Below are 26099 nucleotides of genomic sequence, written 5' to 3'. Positions count from 1 at the left end.
TCTTACCGGGCCGAAGCGAGTTGAGTGAAGGCAGTGCCTAGCCATTGCTGCACGCCGTGCATGGTCGCCGCCGATGTGTCCAGGAACGGCTGCGGGTAAACCCCGAGCACGATCAACAGAACGGCAAGCCCCAGCACCATGAGCATTTCCCGCGCATCCATGCCCTTGTAGACCTGGTCGGAACTGGCAGGGCCGAAGTACGCGCGGTGGATCATGATCAACGAATAGACCGAACCGAACACCAGACCGGAAGTGGCAATCGCCGTAATCCATGGCGAGTGCACGAAGCTGCCCAGCAGGATCAGGAACTCACCGACGAAGTTACCGGTACCCGGCAAGCCCAGGGACGCGGCGGCGAAGAACAGGCTGATTGCCGGCAGGTAAGGAATGCGCGACCACAGGCCACCCATCTGGCGCATGTCACGGGTATGCAGACGCTCGTACAGCTGACCGCTGAGGATAAACAGCGCGGCTGCCGAAACACCGTGGGCGATCATCTGGATGACCACGCCTTGCAGGGCTTGCTGGCTGCCGGAGTAAATCCCGATCAGCACGAAACCCATGTGCGACACACTGGAGAACGCGATCAGACGCTTGATATCGCTTTGCGCAAAGGCCAGGAAGGCGCCGTAGAAGATACCGATCAGGCCCAGCGTCATGGCAATCGGCGCAAACTCGGCCGAGGCGTTAGGGAACAGCGGCAAGGCAAAGCGCAGCAGGCCATAGGCCGCCGTTTTCAGCAGGATACCCGCCAGGTCCACAGAACCTGCGGTGGGCGCCTGGGCGTGAGCATCAGGCAGCCAGGAGTGCAACGGCACCACCGGCAGCTTCACCGCGAAAGCGATGAAGAAGCCCAGCATCAGGATGTACTCGGTGCCGGGGGCCAGTTGGGTCTTCAGCAGCTCGGCGTAGGCGAAGGTCAGGGTGCCGGTCTGGTTGTAATGCACCAGCACCAGACCCAGGATCGCCACCAGCATGATCAGGCCGCTGGCCTGAGTGAAGATGAAGAACTTGGTCGCCGCGTAGATCCGGGTCTTCTTGCCATCCGAGGAGCTGTGACCCCAGAGCGCGATGAGGAAATACATCGGCACCAGCATCATTTCCCAGAAGAAGAAGAACAGGAACAGGTCGATGGCCAGGAACACGCCAACCACACCGCCCAGAATCCACATCAGGTTCAGGTGGAAGAAGCCGACCTTGCGCTGGATTTCCTTCCACGAGCACAGCACCGACAGAACGCCGAGCAGACCGGTGAGCAGGATCATCAGCAGCGACAGGCCGTCCAGGGCCAGGTGCAGGCTGATGCCGAAGCGGGTGATCCAGTCGGCCTGGAACTCCAGGGTCCACTGGGGGCCGGCGGCAGGAGCCGGCGCCAGGTTGTAGTTGCCGGTCGCCCACAGCCACAGGCCGAGGCCCAGCAGCAGGGACATGGTCGCCAGCGCGATCCAGCGTGGCAGTGTGGCGCTGACGCGCTCAAACAACCAGCAGAGCAGGCCGCCGATAAAGGGGATCAGGATTAGCCAAGGCAGAATCATGACGGGCTCAATTCCTTTCGCAAATTCGCAAGGTTCATGTCAGACCGCAACCAGAACGGCGCCCAGGACCAGAACGGCTCCCACGGCGATCGAGGCTGCATACCAACGAAGCTGGCCGGTTTCGGTGCGGCTCATGGACACATGACCGCCTTTGACCAGACGCGGGATCAGACCAATGATGCGGTCGAACGGGTCGCTGCGCAGCAAGTGGCTGATCGCCAGATAAGGCTTGACGAACAGTTTGTCGTAGATCCAGTCAAAGCCCCACGCGGCAAACCACCAGGCCGACAGCAAACGACCGATGCCGCTGTTGGCGATTGCGGTCACCAGCGTGCGCTTGCCCAGGAACAGCACCGCGGCCAGCAGAATACCGGCAATGGCGATGGCACCCGAGGCGATTTCCAGGCTGTGCTTGGCTTCGCCACCGGCATGGCCGACGCTTTGCGGCAGCACACCGGCCAGTGGCGGAGTGATCCAGGCGCCGACGAAGGTCGACAGCACGATCAGCACCGACAGTGGCAGCCAGTGGGAAATGCCGTGGCCCGCATGTGCTTCGGTCTTGGCTTCGCCGTGGAAGGCGATGAAGATCAGGCGGAAGGTGTAGATCGAGGTCATGAACGCGCCGAGCAAGCCGGCGTACAGCAAGCCGTTGTGACCGCTGGCGAACGCTTCCCAGAGAATCTCGTCCTTGGAGTAGAAGCCTGCGGTCAGCAGCGGCAGGGCAGCCAGGGCGGCACCACCGACGATGAAGCTGGCGTAGGCCAGTGGCAGTTTCTTCCACAGGCCGCCCATCTTGAAGATGTTCTGCTCGTGGTGGCAGGCGACGATCACCGCACCGGAAGCAAGGAACAGCAGCGCCTTGAAGAAAGCGTGGGTCATCAGGTGGAAGATCGCGCCTTCCCAGGCGCCAACGCCCAGGGCCAGGAACATGTAGCCGATCTGGCTCATGGTCGAGTAGGCGAGAATCCGCTTGATGTCGGTCTGTACCAGAGCAGCGAAACCGGCCATCACCAGCGTAACGCCACCGACGATACCGACAAGATGCAGAACATCCGGCGCCAGCACGAACAGGCCGTGGGTCCGGGCGATCAGGTAAACACCTGCCGTCACCATGGTTGCGGCGTGGATCAGTGCCGAAACCGGTGTCGGGCCTGCCATCGCATCGGCCAGCCAGGTTTGCAGTGGCAGCTGCGCCGATTTGCCCACCGCGCCGCCCAGCAGCATCAGGGTGGCCAGAACGATCCAGAAGTCACCGGCCTTGAAGTGCTCCGGTGCCCGCACCAGCAGTTCCTGAATGTTCAGGGTGCCCAGTTGCTGGAACAGGATGAACAGGCCGATGGCCATGAACACGTCGCCGACACGGGTCACGATAAACGCTTTGAGCGCCGCATCGCCGTTCTTGCGATGGCTGTAGTAGAAACCGATCAGCAAGTAGCTGCACAGGCCCACGCCTTCCCAACCGAAGTAGATGAACAGCAGGTTGTCGCCCAGAATCAGGAACAACATGCTGGCAATGAACAGGTTGGTGTAGGAGAAGAAGCGTGAGTAGCCCTCTTCACCGCGCATGTACCACGAGGCGAACAGGTGGATCAGGAAGCCGACGCCGACCACCACGCCGAGCATGGTGACCGACAGGCCGTCCAGATACAGCGCCAGGTTGGGGCTGAAGCCATCGACGTCCATCCACTGCCACAGCACCTGGGTGTAATGACCACCCTCTGGCGGTGCGACGTTGAATTGCCAGATGATCCAGGCCGTGACGATGGCCGACAGGCCGACCGAGCCGACGCCGATCAGTGCCGAGAGGTTTTCCGAGAAGCGTCCACGCGAGAACGACAGCAGCAGAAAACCGATCAGGGGAAATACGAAAGTCAGGAAAAGAAGGTTCATCCGCGCATCTCGCTGGCAGCATCGATATCGAGAGTGTGGAAGCGGCGATACAGCTGCATCAGGATCGCCAGGCCGATACTGGCCTCGGCCGCCGCCAGGCTGATCACCAGAATGAACATCACCTGTCCATCCGGTTGACCCCAACGGCTACCCGCCACCACAAATGCCAGGGCCGCCGCGTTCATCATGATTTCCAGGCTCATGAGCACGAAAAGGATGTTGCGGCGCACCATCAGGCCGACCAGGCCCAGGCAGAACAGGACACCGGCAACCGCCAGGCCATGTTCGAGAGGAATAGCATTCATGGCTTGGCTCCTTCTTCCTTGGGTTCGTTGCGCCCCAGGTGGAATGCAGTCACGGCAGCGGCCAGCAGCAGCATCGACGCCAGCTCCACGACCAGCAGGTAAGGGCCGAACAGACTGATGCCGACGGCCTTGGCGTCCACGGTGGTGTGGCCAAGGCCCGCACCGCTCGGGTTGCTGAACAGCACATACAGCAGCTCACCGAGCAGCAGTGCGCCGAGAAACACCGGGCCGCCCCAGATGCCGGGCTTGAGCCAGGCGCGTTCCTGCTGCACCGAAGCCGGTCCCAGGTTGAGCATCATGACGACGAACACGAACAGCACCATGATGGCGCCGGCGTAGGCTATGATTTCCAGGACACCGGCAAATGGTGCGCCGAGGGCGAAAAACGTCATGGCCACGGCAATCAGCGAAATGATCAGGTAGAGCAGGGCATGCACCGGATTGGTGTTGGTGATGACCCGCAGGGTCGACACCACAGCAATGCCGGATGCGAAATAGAAAGCGAATTCCATCTGTACTTCCTTATGGCAGCAAGCTCTTGACGTTGATCGGTTCGGCTTCATTCTGCGCGGAGCCCTTGGGCTTGCCGGCAATGGCCATGCCTGCAACGCGATAGAAGTTATAGTCGGGGTTCTTGCCGGGGCCGGAAATCAGCAGGTCTTCTTTCTCGTACACCAGGTCCTGACGCTTGAAGTCGGCCATTTCGAAATCCGGTGTGAGCTGGATTGCCGTGGTCGGGCAGGCTTCTTCGCACAGGCCGCAGAAAATGCAGCGCGAGAAGTTGATGCGGAAGAACTCCGGGTACCAGCGACCGTCTTCATCTTCGGTTTTCTGCAACGAGATGCAGCCGACCGGGCAGGCCACGGCGCACAGGTTGCAGGCCACGCAGCGCTCTTCGCCGTCGGGGTCGCGCGTCAGGACGATACGGCCGCGATAGCGCGGCGGCAGATAAACCGCCTCTTCCGGGTATTGCAGGGTGTCGCGCTTGCGAAAGCCATGGCCGAAGACCATCACCAGGCTGCGCAGTTGGGTACCGGTACCCTTAACGATGTCGCCAATATATTTGAACATGGATCAGTACCTCACTGAACCGAGCCTGCCGGCGTGTTTAACAACACGACCGCGGCAGTCACCAGCAGATTGATCAGGGTCAGCGGCAGGCAGAATTTCCAGCTGAAATCCATCACCTGGTCATAACGCGGGCGCGGAATAGAGGCGCGCAGCAGGATGAACAGCATGATGAAGAACGCGGTCTTCAAGGCAAACCATACGAAGGGGATCTGCGGCAGCAGACCGAACGGGCCATGCCAGCCACCGAAGAACAGGGTCACCAGCAGCGCCGAGATCAGCACGATGCCGATGTACTCGCCGACGAAGAACATGCCCCATTTCATGCCGGCATACTCGATGTGGTAACCGTCGGCCAGTTCCTGCTCGGCTTCTGGCTGGTCGAACGGGTGACGGTGAGTCACGGCGACGCCGGCAATGAAGAACGTACAGAAGCCGAAGAACTGCGGAATGATGAACCACAGGTTCTGTGCCTGGTAATCAACGATGTCGCGCATGTTGAACGAGCCGACCTGCACCACGATGCCCATCAGCGCAAGACCCATGAACACTTCGTACGACACGGTCTGGGCCGAAGCCCGCAGGCTGCCGAGCAGGGCGTATTTGTTGTTGCTCGACCAGCCGGCGAACAACACCGCGTACACCGACAGACCGGCCATGGCGAAGAAGAACAGCAGGCCGATGTTCAGGTCCGCGACACCCCAGGTCGGGGTGATCGGGATGACCACGAAGGCGATCAGCAAGGCGCTCATGGCGACCACCGGTGCCAGGGTGAAAATCACCTTGTCGGCAAACGGCGGCATCCAGTCTTCCTTGAAGAACATCTTCAGCATGTCGGCGGCGATCTGGAACATACCGAACGGGCCAACGCGGTTCGGACCGTAACGGTCCTGCCACCAGCCCAGCAAACGGCGTTCGACAAAGCTGAGCAACGCGCCGCTGACCACCACGGCCAGCAGGATCACGATGGCCTTGAGGACCGCGATGATTGCATCGATCACATCAGGGGTGAACCAGCTCATTGCGCTGCCTCCTGCAGACCGTCGACGGATTTACCACTGAACGCTGGCGGAATGCCTGCCAGACCGACCGGCAAGCCTACCAGGCCGGTGCCCAGCTCTTCATTGATACGCAGCGGCAGGCGCAAGGTCTTGCCGGCCACGTTCAACGACAGCAAGGCACCTTCGTTGACACCCAGGCGGTCGGCTTCAGCCTTGGCCAATGCCACGTAGGCCTCAGGGATACGCTCTTGCACCGGTGCGGCTTTTGCGCTGTTTTCTTCACTGCCGAACAGGTGATAGAACGGCACGGCCTGCCAGGTGCCCTGCGCGGGAGAGAACGCGCGTGGTGCGCTGGCGAACCAGTTCAGGCGGTCATCACCGCTGCTTTCGATCAGACGAGTACCCGGGTCACCGGCGCGCAGATGGCCACCGACTTCGTCCTGGAACTTGTTCCAGGCCTGCGGCGAGTTCCAGCCCGGCGACCAGGCGAACGGCACCTGTTGACGCGGTTCGGCCGAACCTGAATAGCCTTCCATCGAGAACGAGAACGCGGTGTCCTTGTCTTGCGAAGTACGCGGCTCGTGCACGCTGATATTGGCGCGCATCGCAGTGCGACCGCTGTAACGCAGCGGCTCGCGTGCCAGCTTCAGGCCCTTGATGCGGAACGAAGCCGACGGCGCTGCGTTGACGATCGCAGCCAGGCGCGGGGTGCTGGCGGCGCAGGCTTCGGTGACCTGGTCCAGTTGCGTCCAGTCCACCGGCTGGTTGAGCAGGGTCGAGCGCAGCGCGTGCAGCCAGCGCCAGCCTTCGTGTACCAGAATGCTGGCATCCAGATACGTCGGGTCGAAGACCTGGAAGAAGCGTTGGGCGCGGCCTTCCAGGCTGACCAGCGTACCGTCGCCTTCGGCGAAGCTGGCCGCTGGCAGCACCAGATGCGCACGATCGGCAGTGGCGGTCTTCTGGTGATCGGCGACGATCACGACTTTGGCAGCGCTCAGTGCAGCGTCGACCAGCGCCGCGTCAACGCGGGTGTACAGATCGTTTTCCAGCACGACGATGGCGTCGGCCTTGCCGGAGATCACTTGTTGCAGTGCGGCATCGACCGAGTCGCCACCGAGCAGGGCCAGGCCCATGCTGTTGGCTTCCGGTACCACCAGGCTGATCGAGCCTTGCTTGTCGCGCAGCTTCAAAGCCTTGGCGATGTTTGCGGCCGCTTCGATCAGTGCCCTGGAGCCCAGCGAACCGCCCGAGATGATCAGCGGACGCTTGGCGGCCAGCAGGGCATCGGCGATGCGCTGCACCAGCTCGCGTGCTTCAGGCTCAAGGCCTTCGACGGCCGGTGCGCTGGCGTCGATGGCGTGTGCCACGGCGAAGCCCAGGCGCGCCAGGTCGTCGGGAGCGGCGTGTACGCACTCGGCGGCGACGTCGTCCAGACGGGTTTCAGCCAGGCTGGCGATGAACAGCGGGTTCAGTTCATCCTGGGCAATGTTGCGTACCGCCGCATCGAGCCACGGTTGTACTTTCATCGCGGCAGCCATGTCGCGGGCCTTGCCCTTGACAGCCTGGCGCAGGGCCAGTGCCACACGGGCGGCGGTCTGGGTCAGGTCTTCGCCGAGGACGAACACGGCGTCGTGTTCTTCGATTTCGCGCAGGTTCGGGATCGGCAGCGGGCTGTCGTTCAGAATCTGCACGATCAGGCGCACGCGCTCCAGCTCACCGGCTTCCATACCGCTGTAGAAGTGTTCGGCACCGACCAGTTCGCGCAGCGCATAGTTGCCTTCGAGGCTGGCGCGTGGCGAACCGATACCAACGATGTTGCGGCCGCGCAGCAGGTCGGCGGCGGTGTCCAGTGCTTCGTCCAGGCTCAGCTTGACTTGCTCGTTGCCACGGGTCAGCAGCGGCTGGCGCGGGCGGTCCTTGCGGTTGACGTAGCCATAGCCGAAGCGGCCACGGTCGCACAGGAAGTACTGGTTGACCGAACCGTTGAAGCGGTTTTCGATACGGCGCAGTTCGCCATAGCGCTCACCGGGGCTGATGTTGCAGCCGCTGGAGCAACCGTGGCAGATGCTTGGCGAGAACTGCATGTCCCACTTGCGGTTGTAGCGCTCGGAGTGAGTCTTGTCGGTGAACACACCGGTCGGGCAGACCTCGGTGAGGTTGCCGGAGAACTCGCTTTCCAGCACGCCATCTTCAACGCGACCGAAGTACACGTTGTCGTGGGCGCCATAGACACCCAGGTCGGTGCCGCCGGCGTAATCCTTGTAGTAACGCACGCAGCGATAGCAGGCGATGCAGCGGTTCATCTCGTGAGAAATGAACGGCCCCAGTTGCTGGTTCTGGTGGGTGCGCTTGGTGAAGCGATAACGGCGCTCGTTATGGCCGGTCATCACCGTCATGTCTTGCAGGTGGCAGTGACCGCCTTCCTCGCAGACCGGGCAGTCGTGCGGGTGGTTGGTCATCAGCCATTCGACGACACTGGCGCGGAACGCCTTGGACTCATCATCGTCGATGGAGATCCAGGTGTTGTCGGTGGCAGGCGTCATGCAGGACATGACGATACGACCACGGGTGTCGTTCTCGTCGTTGTACTGCTTGACCGCACACTGGCGACAGGCACCGACGCTACCAAGCGCGGGGTGCCAGCAGAAATACGGAATGTCGAGGCCCAGTGACAGACAAGCCTGTAGCAGGTTGTCCGCACCGTCGACTTCGAGCGCTTTGCCGTCTACGTGGATAGTGGCCATGGTTCAAAGTTCTTCGTTGGCCCGTTGTCAGCGGGCGTGGCTAATGGAATCTCGGTGGTACCCGCCTCAATCAGCCCTGAGTCACAAGGGCGTCGGCCGGTACGAAACCGGCGGCCTGGGGCCGCCAGCCGTGTGTCTTGTTATGCCCCGACCACAGTCGGGATCTTGCCGGGCACTGGAAGACCTGCGGTTGCAGGAGCAACCCCGGCTTCGAATTCCGACCTGAAGTATTTGATCGCGCTGCCCAATGGCTCCACGGCACCCGGTGCGTGAGCACAGAAGGTACGGCCAGGGCCGAGGAAGTTGACCAGGCCCAGCAGGGTCTCGATGTCTTCGGCATGGCCCTGACCTTTCTCCAGGGCGCGCAGCATCTTCACGCTCCAGGGCAGGCCGTCGCGGCACGGGGTGCAGAAGCCACAGGACTCCTGAGCGAAGAACTCTTCCATGTTGCGCAGCAACGAGACCATGTTGACCTTGTCATCGACGGCCATGGCAAGACCGGTACCCATACGCGTGCCGACCTTGGCGATGCCGCCTGCATACATTTGCGCGTCGAGGTGCTCGGGCAGCAGAAAGCCGGTACCGGCGCCACCTGGCTGCCAGCACTTGAGCTTGAAGCCGTCGCGCATGCCACCGGCGTAGTCTTCGAACAGCTCGCGGGCCGGCACGCCGAACGGCAGCTCCCACAGGCCCGGGTTCTTGACCTTGCCGGAGAAGCCCATCAGCTTGGTGCCGTGGTCTTCGCTGCCTTCGCGGGCCAGCGACTTGTACCAGTCGTTGCCGTTGTTGACGATGGCCGGCACGTTGCACAGGGTCTCGACGTTGTTGACACACGTCGGCTTGCCCCATACGCCGACGGCGGCAGGGAAGGGGGGCTTGGAGCGCGGGTTGGCGCGGCGGCCTTCCAGAGAGTTGATCAGTGCGGTTTCTTCACCGCAGATGTAACGCCCGGCGCCGGTGTGCACGAACAGCTCGAAATCGAAACCGCTGCCCAGAATGTTCTTGCCCAGCAAGCCTGCGGCCTTGGCTTCTTCCACGGCGCGGTTCAGGTGCCTGGCGGCAGTGACGTATTCGCCACGCAGAAAGATGTAGCCGCGGTAGGCCTTCAGCGCACGGGCGCTGATCAGCATGCCTTCGATCAGCAGATGGGGCAGTTGCTCCATCAGCATGCGGTCTTTCCAGGTGTTGGGCTCCATTTCATCGGCGTTACACAACAGGTAACGGATGTTCATGGATTCGTCTTTGGGCATCAGGCCCCACTTCACGCCGGTCGGAAAGCCTGCACCGCCGCGACCCTTGAGGCCGGAGTCCTTGACCGACTGGACGATTTCATCGGGCGACTGCTGGGTCAGCGCCTTGCGCGCCGCCGCGTAGCCGTCCTTGGTCTGGTACTCGTCGAGCCATACCGGCTCGCCGTCGTCGCGCAGGCGCCAGGTCAGCGGATGGGTTTCGGCCGTGCGCGTAATGCGGTTGGCCGGGCCGAAGGAAGTCAGGGTCATGGGTAAGCCTCCAGCATCTGGGCGACGCCGCCCGGCTGCAGATTGCCGAAGGTGTCGTCATCGACCATCACCGCCGGCGCCTTGTCGCAGTTGCCCAGGCAGCACACCGGCAGCAGCGTGAAGCGGCCGTCGGCGGTGGTCTGGCCCGGGCTGATGCCCAGCGAGCTCTTGATCTCTTCGACGATCGACTCGTGACCGGCGATGAAGCACACCATGCTGTTGCACACGCGGATGATGTGCCGGCCAACCGGCTGGCGGAAGATCTGACTGTAGAACGTCGCCACGCCTTCGACATCGCTGGCCGGAATGCCAATGACTTCGCTGATCGCATAGATCGCGCCGTCCGGCACCCAGCCGCGTTGCTTCTGGACAATCTTCAGGGCTTCGATGGACGCCGCGCGCGGGTCCTCGTAGTGATGCATCTCGTGCTCGATGGCCGAGCGCTCGGTTTCGCTGAGAACGAAACGGTCTGTCTGAATCAGTGGGCTGTTCATGCTTAGCGGTCCACGTCGGCCATAACGAAGTCGATACTACCCAGGTACGCAATCAAGTCCGCGACCATGCTGCCTTTGATCACCGAAGGGATCTGTTGCAGGTGCGGGTAACTCGGGGTGCGGATCCGGGTACGGTAGCTCATGGTGCCGCCGTCGCTCGTCAGGTAATAGCTGTTGATACCCTTGGTCGCTTCGATCATCTGGAAGGATTCGTTGGCCGGCATGACCGGGCCCCACGAAACCTGCAGGAAGTGGGTGATCAAGGTTTCGATGTGCTGCAAGGTGCGCTCTTTGGGTGGCGGCGTGGTCAGCGGGTGATCCGCCTTGTACGGGCCTTCCGGCATGTTGCGCATGCACTGGTCGATGATCCTGATGCTCTGGCGCATCTCTTCGACGCGCACCATGCAGCGGTCATAGGCGTCGCCATTGGCGGCCAGCGGCACTTCGAACTCGAAGTTCTCGTAGCCCGAGTACGGACGCGCCTTGCGCAGGTCGAAATCACAGCCGGTGGAACGCAGGCCGGCACCGGTGACGCCCCATTCCAGGGCCTCTTTGGTGTTATAGGCAGCAACGCCGATGGTCCGGCCCTTGAGAATGCTGTTCTGCAGGGCGGCCTTGGTGTATTCGTCCAGGCGTTTTGGCAGCCAGTCGACGAAGTCCTTGACCAGTTTTTCCCAGCCGCGCGGCAAATCGTGGGCAACACCGCCGATGCGGTACCAGGCCGGGTGCAGGCGGAAACCGGTAATGGCTTCGATCACCGTGTAGGCACGCTGACGGTCGGTGAAGGTGAAGAACACCGGGGTCATGGCGCCCACGTCCTGGATGTAGGTACCCAGGAACAGCAGGTGGCTGGTGATGCGGAAGAACTCGGCCATCATGATGCGGATGGTGTCGACCTTCTGCGGCACCTTGATGCCGGCCAGCTTCTCGACCGCCAGCACGTACGGCAGGTTGTTCATCACCCCGCCGAGGTAGTCGATGCGGTCGGTGTACGGAATGTAGCTGTGCCACGACTGGCGCTCGCCCATCTTCTCGGCACCACGGTGGTGGTAGCCGATGTCCGGGACGCAGTCGACGATCTCTTCGCCATCCAGTTGCAGCACGATACGGAACGCACCGTGAGCCGAAGGGTGGTTCGGGCCGAGGTTGAGGAACATGTAGTCCTCGTTTTCGGCCGAGCGCTTCATGCCCCAGTCTTCAGGCCGGAAGCGTGCCGCTTCTTCTTCAAGCTGCTGCTTGGCGACGTTCAGGCTGTAGGGGTCGAACTCGGTGGCACGGGCCGGGAAGTCCTTGCGCAGCGGGTGACCTTCCCAGGTCGGCGGCATCATGATGCGGGTCAGGTGCGGGTGGCCGGGGAAGTCGATCCCGAACATGTCCCACACTTCGCGCTCGTACCAGTTGGCGTTGGGCCAGATACCGGTCACGGTAGGCACGCTGAGGTCGCTCTCGGACAGGGCAACCTTGATCATTACGTCACTGTTACGTTCTACCGACAGCAGGTGGTAGAACACAGTGAAGTCGGCGCCCGGCAAGCCGCGACGATGGGTGCGCAGACGCTCGTCCACACCATGCAGGTCATACAGCATGGAGTAGGGCTTGGCGACCTGGCGCAGGAATTTCAGGACTTCGATCAGCCGGGCACGCTGGACCCACAGCACCGGCATGCCGGTACGGGTCGGCTGGGCGGTGAAAGCCTCGGCGCCAAAGCGGGAATTCAGTTCATTGACGACATCTTGGTCGTCGGCCTTGTACGGCGGGATGTACAGAGCGGTGTCTGCAGTCATAGGTCTCAATCACTTCGGTCAACGTACAGAGTCGACCCGCGTTCTTGTGTTGTTATTTAAGAACGAGGGGTATCAGACTTCGTCGGGGCTGCGCAGGTTGGTGACCTGAATACGCTCTTCGCGGCGCTGGACCTTCGTCGAGGGCATCTCGGCGCGATAAACGCCTTGATCGCCAACGACCCAGGACAGCGGGCGTCGCTCTTTGCCGATCGATTCCTGCAGCAGCATCAAGCCTTGCAGGAACGCCTCGGGGCGGGGCGGGCAGCCGGGCACATAGACATCCACAGGCAGGAACTTGTCCACGCCCTGCACTACAGAGTAGATGTCGTACATGCCGCCGGAGTTGGCGCACGAGCCCATGGAAATGACCCATTTGGGTTCGAGCATTTGCTCGTAGAGACGCTGGATGATCGGTGCCATCTTGATGAAGCAGGTCCCGGCAATAACCATGAAATCCGCCTGACGCGGCGATGCCCTGATCACCTCGGCACCAAAGCGCGCGATGTCATGGGGGGCCGTGAAGGCGGTGGTCATTTCCACGTAGCAGCACGAGAGGCCGAAGTTATACGGCCACAGGGAGTTCTTGCGACCCCAGTTGACGGCATTGCTTAGCACATCTTCAAGCTTGCCCATGAAGATGTTCTTGTGGACCTGGTCTTCTAGCGGGTCGGAAACGGTTTCCCGTTCACCGATTGGATACTGCTCGTTAGGCGCATCCGGGTTGATCCTGGTGAGATTGTATTGCATTGCCAAAGCCTCATTGTTTTAGCTTCGCCTGCCGCTTACGACGACCTTCGGGTGCCCAATCGAGCGCCCCCACCCGCCATAGGTAAACAAGACCTGCCAACAGAATTGCTATGAAAACGAGCGCTTCGACGAATCCGGCCCAGCCGCTTTCGCGTACCGACACAGACCATGCAAAGAGAAAGAGGGCTTCGATATCGAAGATCACGAAGAGCATCGCGACCAGATAGAATTTTGCGGAAAGACGCAGGCGGGCACTGCCAGTGGGCAGCATCCCTGATTCGAACGGTTCGTTCTTGCTGCGACCCCATGCACGGCTGCCGAGCAGGCTGGAGAGGCCGAGCATGAATGCGCAGAGGCCAACGACACCCAAAAGGAAAATGGCGAAGCCCCAGTTGTGGGCAATCAGACCTGTCGATTCGGACATGCTGGCAATCCTTAGTCAGAGAACGGGAGTCTCTGAGTGCTTGAGAAATGAGTAGAGAGTCAGTGACGAAATGTCGCAGCGAGATCAATGTGCTGATTTTATGTGCAAATACAGTGCAAGTAAATTTTCTATATCAAATTTATTCATTGAATTAATCGCTACGCCCTCTTGTACAGGGCTGCAGGCCACGCAGACCGTGCATTCCAATGGTTTTAGTCAAGTATGTTTTATTATTACGGAAACCCGGATAAGCAAAACAGAATGATAATTGATATCATTTGATAAATTGTTTCATTAATGCCCAGGTACTGCGTTGTGTGACGCCGTTAATGACATTAATAAGTAACACGGCGACCGATGTCGAGCATTGTCATGCGTCAATGTCACACAAGGTAACTGCAAGAATGCACAAGCCGCCCTGACAGGCGGCTTGTGGTAACACGCAGCGCGGGCGTGTATCAGTGGAACTGATCCTGCTCGGTCGAGCCGGTCAGTGCGGTCACCGATGAGGCACCGCCCTGAATGACCGTGGTCATGTCGTCGAAATAGCCGGTGCCGACTTCCTGCTGGTGGGCCACGAAGGTGTAGCCCTTGGCCGCATCGGCAAACTCCTGCTCTTGCAGCTTCACGTAGGCCGTCATGTCGTTGCGGGCGTAATCGTGCGCCAGGCTGAACATGCCGTGCCACATGTTGTGAATGCCGGCCAGGGTAATGAACTGATGCTTGTAGCCCATCGCCGACAGTTCGCGCTGGAATTTGGCGATGGTGGCATCGTCCAGGTTCTTCTTCCAGTTGAAGGACGGCGAGCAGTTGTACGACAGTAACTGGTCCGGGTATTCCTTCTTGATCGCTTCGGCAAAGCGCCTGGCTTCGTCCAGGTCCGGCTTGGCGGTCTCGCACCACACCAGGTCTGCGTAAGGTGCGTAGGCCAGGCCGCGGGCAATCGCCTGGTCGAGGCCGGCGCGCACTTTGTAGAAGCCTTCCGGGGTGCGGGCGCCGGTGACGAACGGCTGGTCATACGGATCGCAGTCGGAGGTCAGCAAGTCGGCGGCGTTGGCGTCGGTGCGGGCCAGAATGATCGTCGGTACGCCGGCGACATCGGCTGCCAGGCGCGCAGCGACCAGCTTTTGTACTGCTTCCTGGGTCGGCACCAGCACTTTGCCGCCCATGTGACCGCATTTTTTCACCGAGGCCAACTGGTCCTCGAAGTGAACACCGGCGGCACCGGCTTCGATCATGTTCTTCATCAGTTCATAGGCATTGAGCACGCCACCAAAGCCTGCTTCGGCGTCGGCCACGATGGGCGCAAAGTAGTCGATATAGCCCTCGTCGCCCGGGTTCTTGCCGGCTTTCCACTGAATCTGGTCGGCGCGGCTGAACGAGTTATTGATGCGGCGCACGACGGTTGGCACCGAGTCGACCGGGTACAGCGACTGGTCGGGGTACATGGACTCGGCCGAGTTATTGTCGGCCGCCACCTGCCAGCCAGAGAGGTAAATGGCCTGGATGCCGGCCTTGACCTGCTGTACCGCCTGGCCGCCGGTGAGGGCGCCCATGCAGTTGACGAAATCCTTGTCGGGACGGAAAGACGGTCTGGCGCCCTGGGTGATCAGGTTCCAGAGCTTTTCGGCGCCTAGCTTTGCAAACGTGTGTTCCGGTTGAACCGAGCCACGCAGGCGGACGACATCAGCAGCAGAATAGGTTCGGGTCACGTTTTTCCAGCGCGGATTTTCAGCCCAGTCTTTTTCCAGAGCCGCTATTTGTTGTTCGCGTGTCAGTGCCATGTTGATAAACCTCATTTCCTGGGTTTTTCAGGCGTGAAAACGATCGCGCCAATTGCTCGCTATGTTTCAGGCCGCCTGATGCGGGTGGTATGTCCTGCTCCGCCAAAACGCCTCGTTTATCGAAGGCACGGTGTATGGCTGCTCACTGATCGAAAAGCGTGCGGCAAACCGCGTTTGAAACGTAATGCGACGTGTGAACGAATGGCTCAAGGGTGATGAGCGGGCATTCAGGTTGGCGGGTCGAGAAACGCCGTTGGCTCGTGGATGCCGTGTGCGTCGCTCATTCCAGTGTGGCCTGTCTACCGAACAGCGCTACCGTCCCTCGGGACGACTTCGTTCCAGTCGCAATCTCGTCAAACTGCCTTGTGGGCGGTAAAGACACACGGCGGCCCTACGGTGAGTATGGGCGCGCCCCGGAAGCTTTTTCAGGCTTCTGATCAGCGGGAGCGAGGCCATCATGCCGTGGTGTTTTTGGCTCGTCAAACGTTTTGTAGTGCTTTTTTAGTGTCACTACATCTTTGGTCTAATATGACCGGCAGGTCACCGCAAGGCCCGTCGGTTCTGCTTCGGGCGTCATTTGCCCGGCTACTGGAGGGGATCGACTTTCACGCGCAGCAACATGTCGTCGCGGCCCTGGGTCGAGTAGTACTGCGCAGTGTTCTGACGATCGGCAACCGACTGGTTCTGGCTGCCGGCCAGGGTGATCCATTCACCCAGGCGACCGCTGACCGTGCTGTCGGTGCTCTGCACCTTGATGGCGTCGGGCCGTTCCTGGCTCAGGCGGTCGCGATTGGTGCTGATGGTGAGATGGACGATGTCGCCGGTGACGGTGGCGGTGACATAGAAACCCTGAGTCACATTGCGGTACTGGGTCTCGCTTTGCGAATAGCCATAACTGTCGGTGCGCGAGGTGGTCAGCGGAATACTCTGGCCGGTCTGGATCAGTGCAGGGCTGCCCTCGACGGTCTGAATCTGCTGCATGGCCCCTTCGCGGCTGGCGGTACCATAGCTGATCACCCGGCCGCCGCCGGCGCCATTGACGTTCTGCGCCGCATTATCACTGGTGTCGACGCTGATCAGCAGGCGTTTGGGAGCCACATCGAGTTGCGCGAGCAAGGCGCGAAGTTCGTCGATCTTGCGCGACTCGGCATTGACGATCAGTTGGTTGCCATGCGCATTGACCGAGCCGTCCTGGCCCAGAAAATTACGCGCCACCGGCAATAATTCGTCGCTGGTGCGGTAATTGAGCGGCACGATTTCCGTGGCTGCCAATGCCCAGGTACTCGACAACAGCAACAGTGAGGCCAGCAGGGGGCGTACGAACATATCCTTTCTCCGCAAGAGCGTACTGAAGGCTTGAGTGTGCCACTTTGCCGGCCGATAGCAAAACGCCCCGATGCCTATCGAAACGGCATCGGGGCGTTGCTTATGTAGTGCTGCAGAGAAAGCGCCTACACAGCCTCGCGAAGCATGTCGACATGCGGCAGGCCAGCTTCCAGAAACTCGTCGCTGACCACGCGAAAGCCTGCGCGCTCGTAGAACGCGACGGCTTGCACCTGAGCGCTGAGTTTCTGTTGCACAAGCCCGCGTTTTTCGGCTTCGAGCAGCACGGCGTTAAGCAGCGCCTCGCCGACTTTCAGGCCGCGCCAGTCCTTGAGCACCGACAGGCGGCCGACTTCGCCGTCGGGCAACAGCCGTGCGGTGCCGATCGGGTAGTCACCCTCATAAGCGAGAAAATGTGCAGCACCTGCGTCTTCAGCATCCCATTCCAGCTCCGGCGGAACCGCCTGTTCGGCGATGAAAACGCTTTCGCGAATGCGCCGGATGGCGGCATTGTCCTTGTGCCAGTCTGCAACCGATACGCTGATTTTATTCATCGGCAAATCCCAGGCTTCCTTGTTTGAGCAATTCGCAAAGCAGTGTACGGCCGTCGTCGTCCGCCAGCCATGGGCCGAGGTTCTCGATGTGCAGGGCGTCGGCTGCACAGATCAGCTTCAGCAGATCACGCAGCTTGCCCGGCAGCAAGCGGCTCTGGCCACTGGCGAACAGTAGCAGATCGTCATCGACATTCGACCACGCCATGCGCGCACTCGGGTTACGAATGATGATCGCGCCCTGTTCCAGGCTGTCGAGCAGGTCGGTTTCTTCCAGTTCTTCACCGCTGACCAGCTCAGGATAACGCGGCTCGGTCATGAACTGGCCGAACCAGGTCAGCAGCAGGCGCTCGTCGCTCATGTGCTCGGCCAGCAGGGTCTTGAGGCGTGCCAGGGCGTCGTGCTGGATCTGGTGCGGGTCGCTGACCGGCTGGGCGTCGGCGTCGGTGTAGCGCTCTTCGTCAGGGATGAACTGGCTGAGGAAGTCGGTAAAGTGGGTCAGCACCTCGGCAGCGCTTGGTGCGCGAAAACCTACCGAATAGGTCAGGCACTCGTCCACGGCCACGCCCCAGTGGGCCAGGCGCGGAGGCAGGTAGAGCATGTCGCCCGGCTCCAGCGTCCACTCATCGGTGCCTTCGAAGTCGGCGAGGATGCGCAGGTCGGCGTGTTTGATCAGCGGGCTGTCGCTGTCGCACATCTGGCCGATTTTCCAGTTGCGCTGGCCATGGCCTTGCAGCAGGAACACATCGTAGTTATCGAAATGCGGGCCGACGCTGCCGCCGGGTGCGGCATAGCTGACCATCACGTCATCGATACGCCAGCTTGGCAGAAAACGGAAGTTTTCCAGCAGCTCGCCGACTTCCGGCACGAATTGATCGACCGCCTGCACCAGCAGGGTCCATTCACGCTCGGGCAGCTCGCTGAAGGCGTCTTCGGCAAACGGACCGCGTCGCATTTCCCAAGGGCGTTCGCCCTGTTCGATGACCAGGCGCGATTCGACCTCTTCTTCCAGGGCCAGGCCCGCCAGTTCGTCAGGATCGATCGGGCTTTGGAAGTCCGGCAGTGCCTGGCGGATCAGCAGGGGCTTTTTCTGCCAGTAATCACGCAGGAAAACACGCGCGCTCATGCCGCCCAGAAGTTGAAGAGGAGTATCAGGATTCATTTGTAAGCCCTTGAAATGAAAACGCCCGGCACAGCCGGGCGTGTGCAGAAGGTATAACTGTTTAGATGCGTTTGGCTTGCGCTACAGCGTTACCGATGTAGTTGGCCGGGGTCAGCTTTTTCAGCTCCACCTTGGCTTCAACTGGCATGTCCAGACCATCGATAAAGGTCAGCAGCGCTTCAGGGCTGATGCCTTTGCCACGGGTCAGCTCTTTGAGCTTCTCGTAGGGGTTCTCGATGTTGTAACGGCGCATGACGGTCTGGATCGGCTCGGCCAGGACTTCCCAGCAGGCGTCCAGGTCGGCGGCGATGCGTTGCTCGTTCAGTTCCAGCTTGCTGATACCCTTGAGGCTGGCCTCGTAGGCGATCACGCTGTGCGCAAAGCCGACGCCCAGGTTACGCAGCACAGTGGAGTCGGTCAGGTCACGCTGCCAGCGCGAGATTGGCAGCTTGCTGGCCAGGTGCTGGAACAGTGCGTTGGCGATGCCCAGATTGCCTTCGGAGTTTTCGAAGTCGATCGGGTTGACCTTGTGCGGCATGGTCGAAGAACCGATCTCGCCAGCCACCGTCTTCTGCTTGAAGTAGCCCAGCGAGATGTAGCCCCAGATGTCGCGGTCGAAGTCGATCAGGATGGTGTTGAAACGGGCAATGGCGTCGAACAGCTCGGCAATGTAGTCGTGCGGTTCGATCTGCGTGGTGTACGGATTGAACACCAGGCCCAGCTCGTCTTCGATGAAGGCACGGGCGTTGGCTTCCCAGTCGATGTCCGGGTAGGCCGACAGGTGGGCGTTGTAGTTGCCGACCGCGCCGTTGATCTTGCCCAGCAGTGGCACAGCGGCCACCTGAGCGATCTGACGCTCCAGGCGGTAAACGACGTTGGCCAGCTCTTTGCCCAGTGTGGTCGGTGAAGCCGGCTGGCCGTGGGTGCGCGACAGCATCGGCACGCTGGCGAAGCGCTGGGCCAGTTCACGGATGGCGTCGGCGATCTGGCGCATCAGTGGCAGCACGACGGTGTCGCGGCCTTCGCGCAGCATCAGGGCGTGGGACAGGTTGTTGATGTCCTCGCTGGTGCAGGCAAAGTGAATGAATTCGCTGACCGCGTTCAGTTCAGGCAGCTTGGCGGCCTGTTCCTTGAGCAGGTATTCCACGGCCTTGACGTCGTGGTTGGTGGTGCGCTCGATCTCTTTGACGCGTTCGGCGTGCTCGATCGCAAAGTTGTCGGCCAGGGTGTCGAGAATGGCATTGGCTTCGGCCGAGAAGGCGGGCACTTCGGTGATTTGCGGGTGGGCTGCGAGGCGCTGCAACCAGCGTACTTCTACCAGAACGCGGAAGCGGACCAGGCCGTATTCGCTGAAAATAGGGCGCAAGGCCTGGGTCTTGCCGGCATAGCGGCCGTCAACAGGGGAAACCGCGGTGAGCGAAGAAAGCTGCATGGGATGCTCTCGGACAGTCGGCTTTGAAAAGGGCGCATATCATACATGAAATTGCCGGTCGGCTGGGGTCAGCCGACCGGCGTAGATAGCGTCGAGCCTGAAGGTTAAGGGGTTGAGGCGCAGCGTTTCAGCCGTGCATCAACGTATAGAGTTCTTTCAATAACTTGCGGCGGCTGAACACCAGTTGCCAGCGGTGGCCGCCAACTTGTCGCCACAGTCGCGCCGAACGGATGCCGGCCAGCAGCAGCGCACGAATGCGCGAGGCATTGCTGGGCTGTTGCAGGTTGCGCATGTCGCCATGCACCTGAATGCGCTGGCGCAGGGTACTCAGGGTGTCCTGATACAGCGCACCGGCGGCGGCAATCACGTTTTCGTGGGCGATGCCGAAGTGCTCGACCTGCGACTGAATCTGCGGCAGACGCTTGCCGATCACGCCGAGCATGTCGTCGCGCTTGGCCAACTGGCGCTCAAGACCTAGCATCGACAGGGCATACCGCAGCGGCTCGCGCTGCAAGGTGCCGGGGTCGCGCTCCAGGGCGCTGGCCAAGGCGCGATAGCCTTCGCGCAGGCACTCATCGTTGCCGCCATACACATCCAGGGTGTCCTTGGGGTTGAGCACCAGCAGGCTGCCGAGCATGCAGCCCAGGTCGGCCTCGCTGACCTGGCCGGTCTTGGCCAGGCGGTCGACCAGAATGGCCGTCTGGAAGACGCCGCCCAGGGCGATCAGTTGTTCCTGAATCGGGGTCATCAAGGCTTGTCCTTGCTGTTCCAGGGTTCGGCTATTTCGATCACGCCGCCGCCCAGGCAGATTTCACCATCGTAGAACACCACCGATTGACCGGGGGTCACGGCGCGTTGAGGTTCGTCGAAGAGCGCACGGTAGCCGTTGGCGGTCTTTTCCAGCGTGCAGTTCTGGTCGCCCTGGCGGTAGCGCACCTTGGCGGTCAGGCGGCGCGGGCTGTCGAGGTCGACCGGGTTGACCCAGTAGATCTGCGAGGCCAGCAGTGCGCGGGAGAACAGCCACGGGTGGTCGTTGCCCTGGCCGACGATCAGCTCGTTGCTGTCCAGGTCTTTTTCCAGCACATACCACGGCTCGTCGCCTGCATCCTTCAGGCCGCCGATACCCAGGCCCTGACGCTGGCCGATGGTGTGGTACATCAGGCCGCTGTGACGGCCGATGACTTCACCCTCGGTGGTCTTGATCTCGCCGGGCTGGGCGGGCAGGTACTGGCGCAGAAAGTCGGTGAAGCGCCGCTCGCCGATAAAGCAGATGCCGGTGGAGTCTTTCTTGCGCGCGGTGGCCAGGCCGTGTTGCTCGGCGATGGCGCGCACTTCGGGCTTTTCCAGTTCGCCGACCGGAAACAGGGTGCGGGCAATCTGCTCGCCGCCCACGGCATGCAGGAAATAGCTCTGGTCCTTGTTCGGGTCCAGGCCCTTGAGCAGCTCGGTGCGCCCGTCGATGTCGCGGCGACGCACATAATGGCCGGTGGCGATCAGGTCAGCGCCCAGGCTCAGGGCATAGTCCAGGAAGGCCTTGAACTTGATTTCCCGGTTGCAGAGGATGTCCGGGTTGGGGGTGCGGCCGGCCTTGTATTCTTCCAGGAAGTGCTCGAAGACATGGTCCCAGTACTCGGCGGCGAAGTTGGCGGTGTGCAGCTTGATGCCAATCTTGTCGCATACGGCCTGGGCGTCGGCCAGGTCTTCGCGGGCGGTGCAATATTCCGTGCCGTCGTCTTCTTCCCAGTTCTTCATGAACAGGCCTTCCACCTGATAGCCCTGCTGCAACAGCAGAACGGCGGAAACGGAAGAGTCCACGCCGCCGGACATGCCGACGATCACGCGTGGTTTTTCAGTGTTCGAAAGGGCTGGATCAGACATGGGCGTTCAACAGCTGTGGTGAAAAGGACGCGATTCTATCAGGCCGCAACGGTCACGTCTCAAGCCTTGTCGCGCAGCAAGGCAAGACTGAAGCGTTCACCGCTCAGGTAATCGTCCACGCAGCGCAGTACCAGCTCGCTGCGCCAGCGCGCCTGTTGTTGCAGCAGTTCTTCGCGGCTTAGCCATACCGGACCGATGATACCGTTATCCAGCGTGTAGTCAGGATGATGGCGCAAGGCTTTGGCGGCAAAGCAGATGCGCTGGTAGGTCACGCCATTACTGGGTGCGGTGTACAGATAAATGCCGACCACGCCGGTCAGCTCGACATCCCAGCCGGTTTCCTCCAGCGTCTCGCGTACGGCGGCGCGCTGCAGGCTTTCATTCGGGTCCAGATGACCGGCGGGCTGGTTGAGCACCGGCAGGCCTTGTTGCAGTTCTTCGACGAACAGAAATCGACCCTGGTCTTCGACGATCGTGGCGACGGTTACGTGGGCTTGCCATGTCATAGGTGTTTGTCCTGTTTGATAAAAAGCAGAAACAACAACCCCGGCGCGTGGGCCGGGGTTGTTGTGTGTCAGCGTTGCAACCTGTCGCGAGGCTTACAGCGCAGCGATGGCCGCGTTGAGGGTCTCGCTAGGGCGCATGGCCTTGCTGGCCAGTTCCGGCTTGGCGAAGTAGTAACCGCCGATTTCTACCGGTTTGCCTTGTACGGCATTGAGCTCGGCAACGATTTTTTCTTCGTTGTCGGTCAGGGTTTTTGCCAGGGGGGCGAACTGCGCCTTGAGGGCTGCGTCGTCGTCCTGAGCGGCCAGTGCCTGAGCCCAGAACAGGGTCAGGTAGAAGTGGCTGCCGCGGTTGTCGATGCTGCCGACCTTGCGCGAAGGCGACTTGTTACGGTCCAGGAACTCGCCAGTGGCCTGGTCGAGGGTCTTGGCCAGTACCAGCGCCTTGGGATTGTTGTAGGCGTGGCCCAGGTGCTCCAGGGACGCGGCCAGTGCCAGGAATTCACCCAGCGAATCCCAGCGCAGGAAGTTCTCTTCGACGAACTGCTGCACGTGTTTCGGTGCCGAACCGCCGGCGCCGGTTTCGAACAGGCCGCCACCGTTCATCAGTGGCACGATCGACAGCATCTTGGCGCTGGTGCCCAGTTCCATGATCGGGAACAGGTCGGTCAGGTAGTCGCGCAGTACGTTACCGGTGGCCGAGATGGTGTCTTTGCCTGCGCGGGTGCGCTCCAGGGTCAGCTTCATGGCTTCGACCGGGGTCAGGATCTGGATGTCCAGGCCTGAGGTGTCGTGGTCGCGCAGGTAGGTCTGGACCTTTTCGATCATCAGTGCGTCGTGGCCACGAGCCGGGTCCAGCCAGAACAGCGCCGGGGTGTTGCTGGCGCGTGCACGGTTGACGGCCAGCTTGACCCAGTCCTGGATCGGCGCGTCTTTGGTCTGGCACATGCGGAAGATGTCGCCGGCTTCAACGTTCTGCTCCAGCAGGACAGTGCCCTTGCTGTCGGTCACGCGGACCACGCCAGTGCTCTTGACCTGGAAAGTCTTGTCGTGGGAGCCGTATTCTTCGGCTTTCTGAGCCATCAGGCCGACGTTCGGCACGCTGCCCATGGTGGTCGGATCGAAAGCGCCGTGCTTCTTGCAGTCTTCGATAACGGCCTGGTAAATGGTGGCGTAGCTGCGATCCGGGATCACGGCCTTGGCGTCGTGCAACTGGCCATCGGTGCCCCACATCTTGCCCGAGTCACGGATCATCGCCGGCATCGAGGCGTCGACGATCACGTCGCTCGGTACGTGCAGGTTGGTGATGCCCTTGTCGGAGTTGACCATCGCCAGTTGTGGGCGAACGGCGTAGACCGCCTGGATGTCAGCCTTGATTTCAGCCTGCTTGTCGGCTGGCAGGCTGACGATACGCTCGTACAGGTCGCCGATACCGTTGTTCAGGTTGAAGCCGACTTCCTTGAGCACGTCAGCGTGCTTGGTCAGCGCATCCTGATAGAACTCTTCGACGATCTGACCGAACATGATCGGATCGGAGATTTTCATCATGGTGGCTTTCAGGTGCACCGAGAACAGCACGCCTTGCTTCTTGGCGTCTTCGATCTGGGTGGCAACGAAGCTGCGCAGGGCTTTCTTGCTCAGCACGCCGCTGTCGATGATTTCACCGGCCTTGACGGCGGTTTTTTCTTTCAGGACGGTGGCGGTGCCGTCCTGGGCGATCAGTTCGATCTTCAGGCTGTCATCGGCTGCGATCAGGGCGCCTTTTTCGCTGCCGTAGAAGTCGCCGCTGTCCATGTGGGCAACGTGGGCCTTGGAGTCGCTGCTCCAGGCGCCCATTTTGTGCGGGTGCTTGCGCGCATAGTTCTTGACCGACAGCGGGGCGCGGCGGTCGGAGTTACCTTCGCGCAGAACCGGGTTCACGGCGCTGCCCTTGACCTTGTCGTAGCGGGCGCGGGCGTCTTTTTCTGCGTCGCTCGAAGGGTTTTCAGGGTAGTCAGGAATGGCGTAGCCCTGTTCCTGCAGCTCTTTGACAGTGGCTTTCAGTTGCGGAACCGAAGCACTGATGTTGGGCAGTTTGATGATGTTGGCTTCTGGCGTGGTCGCCAGTTTGCCCAACTCGGCAAGATGATCTGCGATTTGCTGGTCGGCGCGAAGGGCTTCGGGGAAGCTGGCCAGTACCCGGCCTGCCAGCGAAATGTCACGGGTCTCGACGTCGATGTCGGAAGACGCGGTGAACGCTTCGATGATGGGCAGCAGCGAGTAGGTGGCCAGGGCCGGGGCTTCGTCGGTAAAGGTGTAGATGATCTTCGAGCGGTTGGACATTCGTATTAACTCTCTGTTTTGCTGAGCATGCACAGAATCCCGATGCGCGCCGGGTGGGCGCTCTGCCCATGCTTGCGTCATGAGCCCGGGTCGGGATTGCTTCGCGGTGATGGTGGGTGCATCAGTCGAGCGTCAAGCAGTTGGGCACCCTTCGTCCCAACGCAGATCGGCGCGGGTGTCATGTATCCGGACGGCCCCACGCCAGTGAGCCGAGTTCCATGACTCGGCAGTCACGGCGGGGAGTATATCAAACCCTGAATCCCAAGCATTAATGCTATGCGGCTATTTGGCGCATGCCAATACGCCCTTGGTCGAACGAAAGCGCTCTGGATCAATGCTTTCGGCTATTTTTAAAAGTCTTTGCCCGGTGCTGTCCAAAGGCCGGGTTTGCCAGTATGCACAAGCCTGACTAGGCTTGATGGCGGTCAGGCTGTCCAATCAAACGTGTATTGGAGCTCAGCATGCAATATAAGAATGTCACGATCCCGGCCACTGGCGAGCGGATCACTCTCAATCCCGATCACTCCCTGAATGTTCCCGATCAGCCAATCATCCCCTATATGGAAGGCGATGGTATCGGTGTGGATATCACCCCCGTCATGCTCAAGGTCGTGGATGCAGCGGTCGACAAGGCTTACGGTGGTGTGCGAAAAATCGCCTGGATGGAAGTCTATGCCGGTGAAAAGGCCACTCAGGTCTATGGCCCGGACACCTGGTTGCCCGACGAGACCCTGGATGCGGTCAGCCGCTATGTCGTGTCGATCAAGGGGCCGCTGACCACGCCGGTCGGGGGCGGCATTCGCTCCCTGAACGTCGCCTTGCGTCAGCAACTGGACCTGTACGTGTGCCTGCGCCCGGTGCGCTGGTTTGCCGGGGTACCCAGTCCGGTCATTCGTCCTGGCGAGGTCGACATGGTCATTTTCCGGGAAAACTCCGAGGATATTTATGCCGGCATCGAATGGCGGGCCGGTTCGCCCGAGGCCGATAAACTGATCCGCTTTCTAAAGGAAGAAATGGGCGTCAGCCGGCTGCGTTTCGAGCACGACTGCGGGATCGGCATCAAACCGGTGTCGCGAGAGGGCACGACACGCCTGGTGCGCAAGGCGTTGCAGTATGCGGTGGATCACGATCGGCAATCGGTGACCATCGTGCACAAGGGCAACATCATGAAATACACCGAGGGCGCCTTTAAAGAGTGGGCCTATGAGGTGGCTTCTGCCGAATTCGGTGCGACGTTACTGGATGCCGGACCGTGGATGCGTTTTACCAGCCCTGAAACCGGTCGGGAGATTATCGTCAAGGATGTGATCGCCGATGCCATGCTGCAGCAGATTCTGTTACGGCCTGCCGAATACGATGTGATCGCTACCCTGAACCTCAATGGTGATTACCTTTCCGATGCGCTGGCGGCTCAGGTCGGCGGTATCGGTATTGCGCCGGGGGCCAATCTGGCCGATGAAGTGGCGATGTTCGAGGCAACGCATGGTACGGCGCCGCGTTATGCGGGCAAGGATGAGGTCAATCCGGGGTCGTTGATTCTTTCAGCAGAAATGATGCTGCGTCATCTGGGCTGGGACGAGGCGGCAGCGTTGATCATCGACGGCATTCAAGGGGCGATTGCGGCCAGAACGGTAACCTATGATTTCGAACGAT

General features: G+C 60.9%; 22 protein-coding genes. 1 reads left to right on the top strand and 21 read right to left on the bottom strand.

The genetic code is table 11. The annotated features are described in order from the left end of the window. Positions 1-2 precede the first annotated feature (2 nt). From nuoM to ACYP2A_RS10480, 21 genes are all read right to left on the bottom strand, one after another. Positions 3-1535 carry an NADH-quinone oxidoreductase subunit M gene (gene nuoM, locus ACYP2A_RS10580; protein WP_459744941.1) on the bottom strand — a complete coding sequence of 511 codons (1533 nt, stop codon included), beginning with the start codon at positions 1533-1535 and terminating at the stop codon, positions 3-5. A gap of 39 nt (positions 1536-1574) precedes the next feature. Beyond that, complete coding sequence (gene nuoL, locus ACYP2A_RS10575) at positions 1575-3425, bottom strand: NADH-quinone oxidoreductase subunit L (RefSeq protein ID WP_459744940.1); 1851 nt, start codon at positions 3423-3425, stop codon at positions 1575-1577. After that, positions 3422-3730: an NADH-quinone oxidoreductase subunit NuoK gene (gene nuoK, locus ACYP2A_RS10570; protein WP_003317980.1), complete on the bottom strand. Its 309-nt coding sequence runs from the start codon at positions 3728-3730 to the stop codon at positions 3422-3424. The genes nuoL and nuoK overlap by 4 nt, the downstream gene beginning before the upstream one ends. Next, complete coding sequence (gene nuoJ, locus ACYP2A_RS10565; RefSeq protein WP_459744939.1) at positions 3727-4242, bottom strand: NADH-quinone oxidoreductase subunit J; 516 nt, start codon at positions 4240-4242, stop codon at positions 3727-3729. Before nuoJ ends, nuoK begins: the two co-directional genes overlap by 4 nt. 10 nt (positions 4243-4252) lie before the next feature. Further along, on the bottom strand, positions 4253-4801 hold the full coding sequence (gene nuoI, locus ACYP2A_RS10560; RefSeq protein WP_459744938.1) for an NADH-quinone oxidoreductase subunit NuoI: 549 nt from the start codon (positions 4799-4801) through the stop codon (positions 4253-4255). A gap of 11 nt (positions 4802-4812) precedes the next feature. Continuing rightward, complete coding sequence (nuoH, locus tag ACYP2A_RS10555; protein WP_459744937.1) at positions 4813-5820, bottom strand: NADH-quinone oxidoreductase subunit NuoH; 1008 nt, start codon at positions 5818-5820, stop codon at positions 4813-4815. After that, positions 5817-8543, bottom strand: a complete 2727-nt coding sequence (gene nuoG / locus ACYP2A_RS10550; protein WP_459744936.1) for an NADH-quinone oxidoreductase subunit NuoG — start codon at positions 8541-8543, stop codon at positions 5817-5819. The genes nuoH and nuoG overlap by 4 nt, the downstream gene beginning before the upstream one ends. Before the next feature lie 140 nt (positions 8544-8683). Next, positions 8684-10042, bottom strand: coding sequence for an NADH-quinone oxidoreductase subunit NuoF (nuoF, locus tag ACYP2A_RS10545; RefSeq protein WP_459744935.1), 1359 nt, complete (start codon positions 10040-10042; stop codon positions 8684-8686). Next, positions 10039-10536 (bottom strand): NADH-quinone oxidoreductase subunit NuoE, encoded by a 498-nt coding sequence (gene nuoE, locus ACYP2A_RS10540; RefSeq protein ID WP_459744934.1) that lies wholly within the window; start codon positions 10534-10536, stop codon positions 10039-10041. Before nuoE ends, nuoF begins: the two co-directional genes overlap by 4 nt. A 2-nt stretch (positions 10537-10538) precedes the next feature. Next, entirely contained in the window at positions 10539-12320 is a 1782-nt protein-coding gene (nuoC, locus tag ACYP2A_RS10535) for an NADH-quinone oxidoreductase subunit C/D (protein WP_459744933.1), read from the bottom strand. A gap of 72 nt (positions 12321-12392) precedes the next feature. Then, entirely contained in the window at positions 12393-13067 is a 675-nt protein-coding gene (locus ACYP2A_RS10530; RefSeq protein ID WP_056837002.1) for a NuoB/complex I 20 kDa subunit family protein, read from the bottom strand. Positions 13068-13077: 10 nt separating this feature from the next. Beyond that, entirely contained in the window at positions 13078-13491 is a 414-nt protein-coding gene (locus ACYP2A_RS10525) for an NADH-quinone oxidoreductase subunit A (protein WP_056837004.1), read from the bottom strand. A 458-nt stretch (positions 13492-13949) separates the two neighbouring features. Next, positions 13950-15275: an isocitrate lyase gene (gene aceA / locus ACYP2A_RS10520; RefSeq protein WP_459744932.1), complete on the bottom strand. Its 1326-nt coding sequence runs from the start codon at positions 15273-15275 to the stop codon at positions 13950-13952. 585 nt (positions 15276-15860) lie between these two features. Then, positions 15861-16601, bottom strand: a complete 741-nt coding sequence (locus tag ACYP2A_RS10515; protein WP_459744931.1) for a secretin N-terminal domain-containing protein — start codon at positions 16599-16601, stop codon at positions 15861-15863. A gap of 125 nt (positions 16602-16726) precedes the next feature. Next, positions 16727-17152, bottom strand: coding sequence for a GNAT family N-acetyltransferase (locus ACYP2A_RS10510; RefSeq protein WP_459744930.1), 426 nt, complete (start codon positions 17150-17152; stop codon positions 16727-16729). Continuing rightward, the gene (locus tag ACYP2A_RS10505) at positions 17145-18311 is read right to left on the bottom strand and encodes a ribosomal protein uL16 3-hydroxylase (RefSeq protein ID WP_459744929.1); all 1167 of its coding nucleotides are present in this window, start codon (positions 18309-18311) and stop codon (positions 17145-17147) included. Before ACYP2A_RS10505 ends, ACYP2A_RS10510 begins: the two co-directional genes overlap by 8 nt. Positions 18312-18372: 61 nt before the next feature. After that, positions 18373-19743, bottom strand: coding sequence for an adenylosuccinate lyase (gene purB / locus ACYP2A_RS10500; protein ID WP_459744928.1), 1371 nt, complete (start codon positions 19741-19743; stop codon positions 18373-18375). Positions 19744-19870: 127 nt separating this feature from the next. Next, positions 19871-20491 carry a high frequency lysogenization protein HflD gene (hflD, locus tag ACYP2A_RS10495; RefSeq protein ID WP_459744927.1) on the bottom strand — a complete coding sequence of 207 codons (621 nt, stop codon included), beginning with the start codon at positions 20489-20491 and terminating at the stop codon, positions 19871-19873. After that, positions 20491-21621, bottom strand: a complete 1131-nt coding sequence (mnmA, locus tag ACYP2A_RS10490; protein WP_459744926.1) for a tRNA 2-thiouridine(34) synthase MnmA — start codon at positions 21619-21621, stop codon at positions 20491-20493. The genes hflD and mnmA overlap by 1 nt, the downstream gene beginning before the upstream one ends. A gap of 59 nt (positions 21622-21680) precedes the next feature. After that, positions 21681-22127 carry an NUDIX hydrolase gene (locus tag ACYP2A_RS10485; protein ID WP_459744925.1) on the bottom strand — a complete coding sequence of 149 codons (447 nt, stop codon included), beginning with the start codon at positions 22125-22127 and terminating at the stop codon, positions 21681-21683. 93 nt (positions 22128-22220) lie between these two features. After that, the gene (locus ACYP2A_RS10480; protein ID WP_459744924.1) at positions 22221-24446 is read right to left on the bottom strand and encodes an NADP-dependent isocitrate dehydrogenase; all 2226 of its coding nucleotides are present in this window, start codon (positions 24444-24446) and stop codon (positions 22221-22223) included. 461 nt (positions 24447-24907) lie between these two features. Here ACYP2A_RS10480 and icd point away from each other — a divergent pair. Further along, the coding region (gene icd / locus ACYP2A_RS10475) for an NADP-dependent isocitrate dehydrogenase (protein WP_459744923.1) at positions 24908-26099 on the top strand (1192 nt) is incomplete at its 3' end.

Source organism: Pseudomonas sp. 3A(2025) (assembly GCF_054589175.1).
Note: the sequence above shows the minus strand (reverse complement) of the source record. Positions and strands in the feature narration are given on the sequence as shown.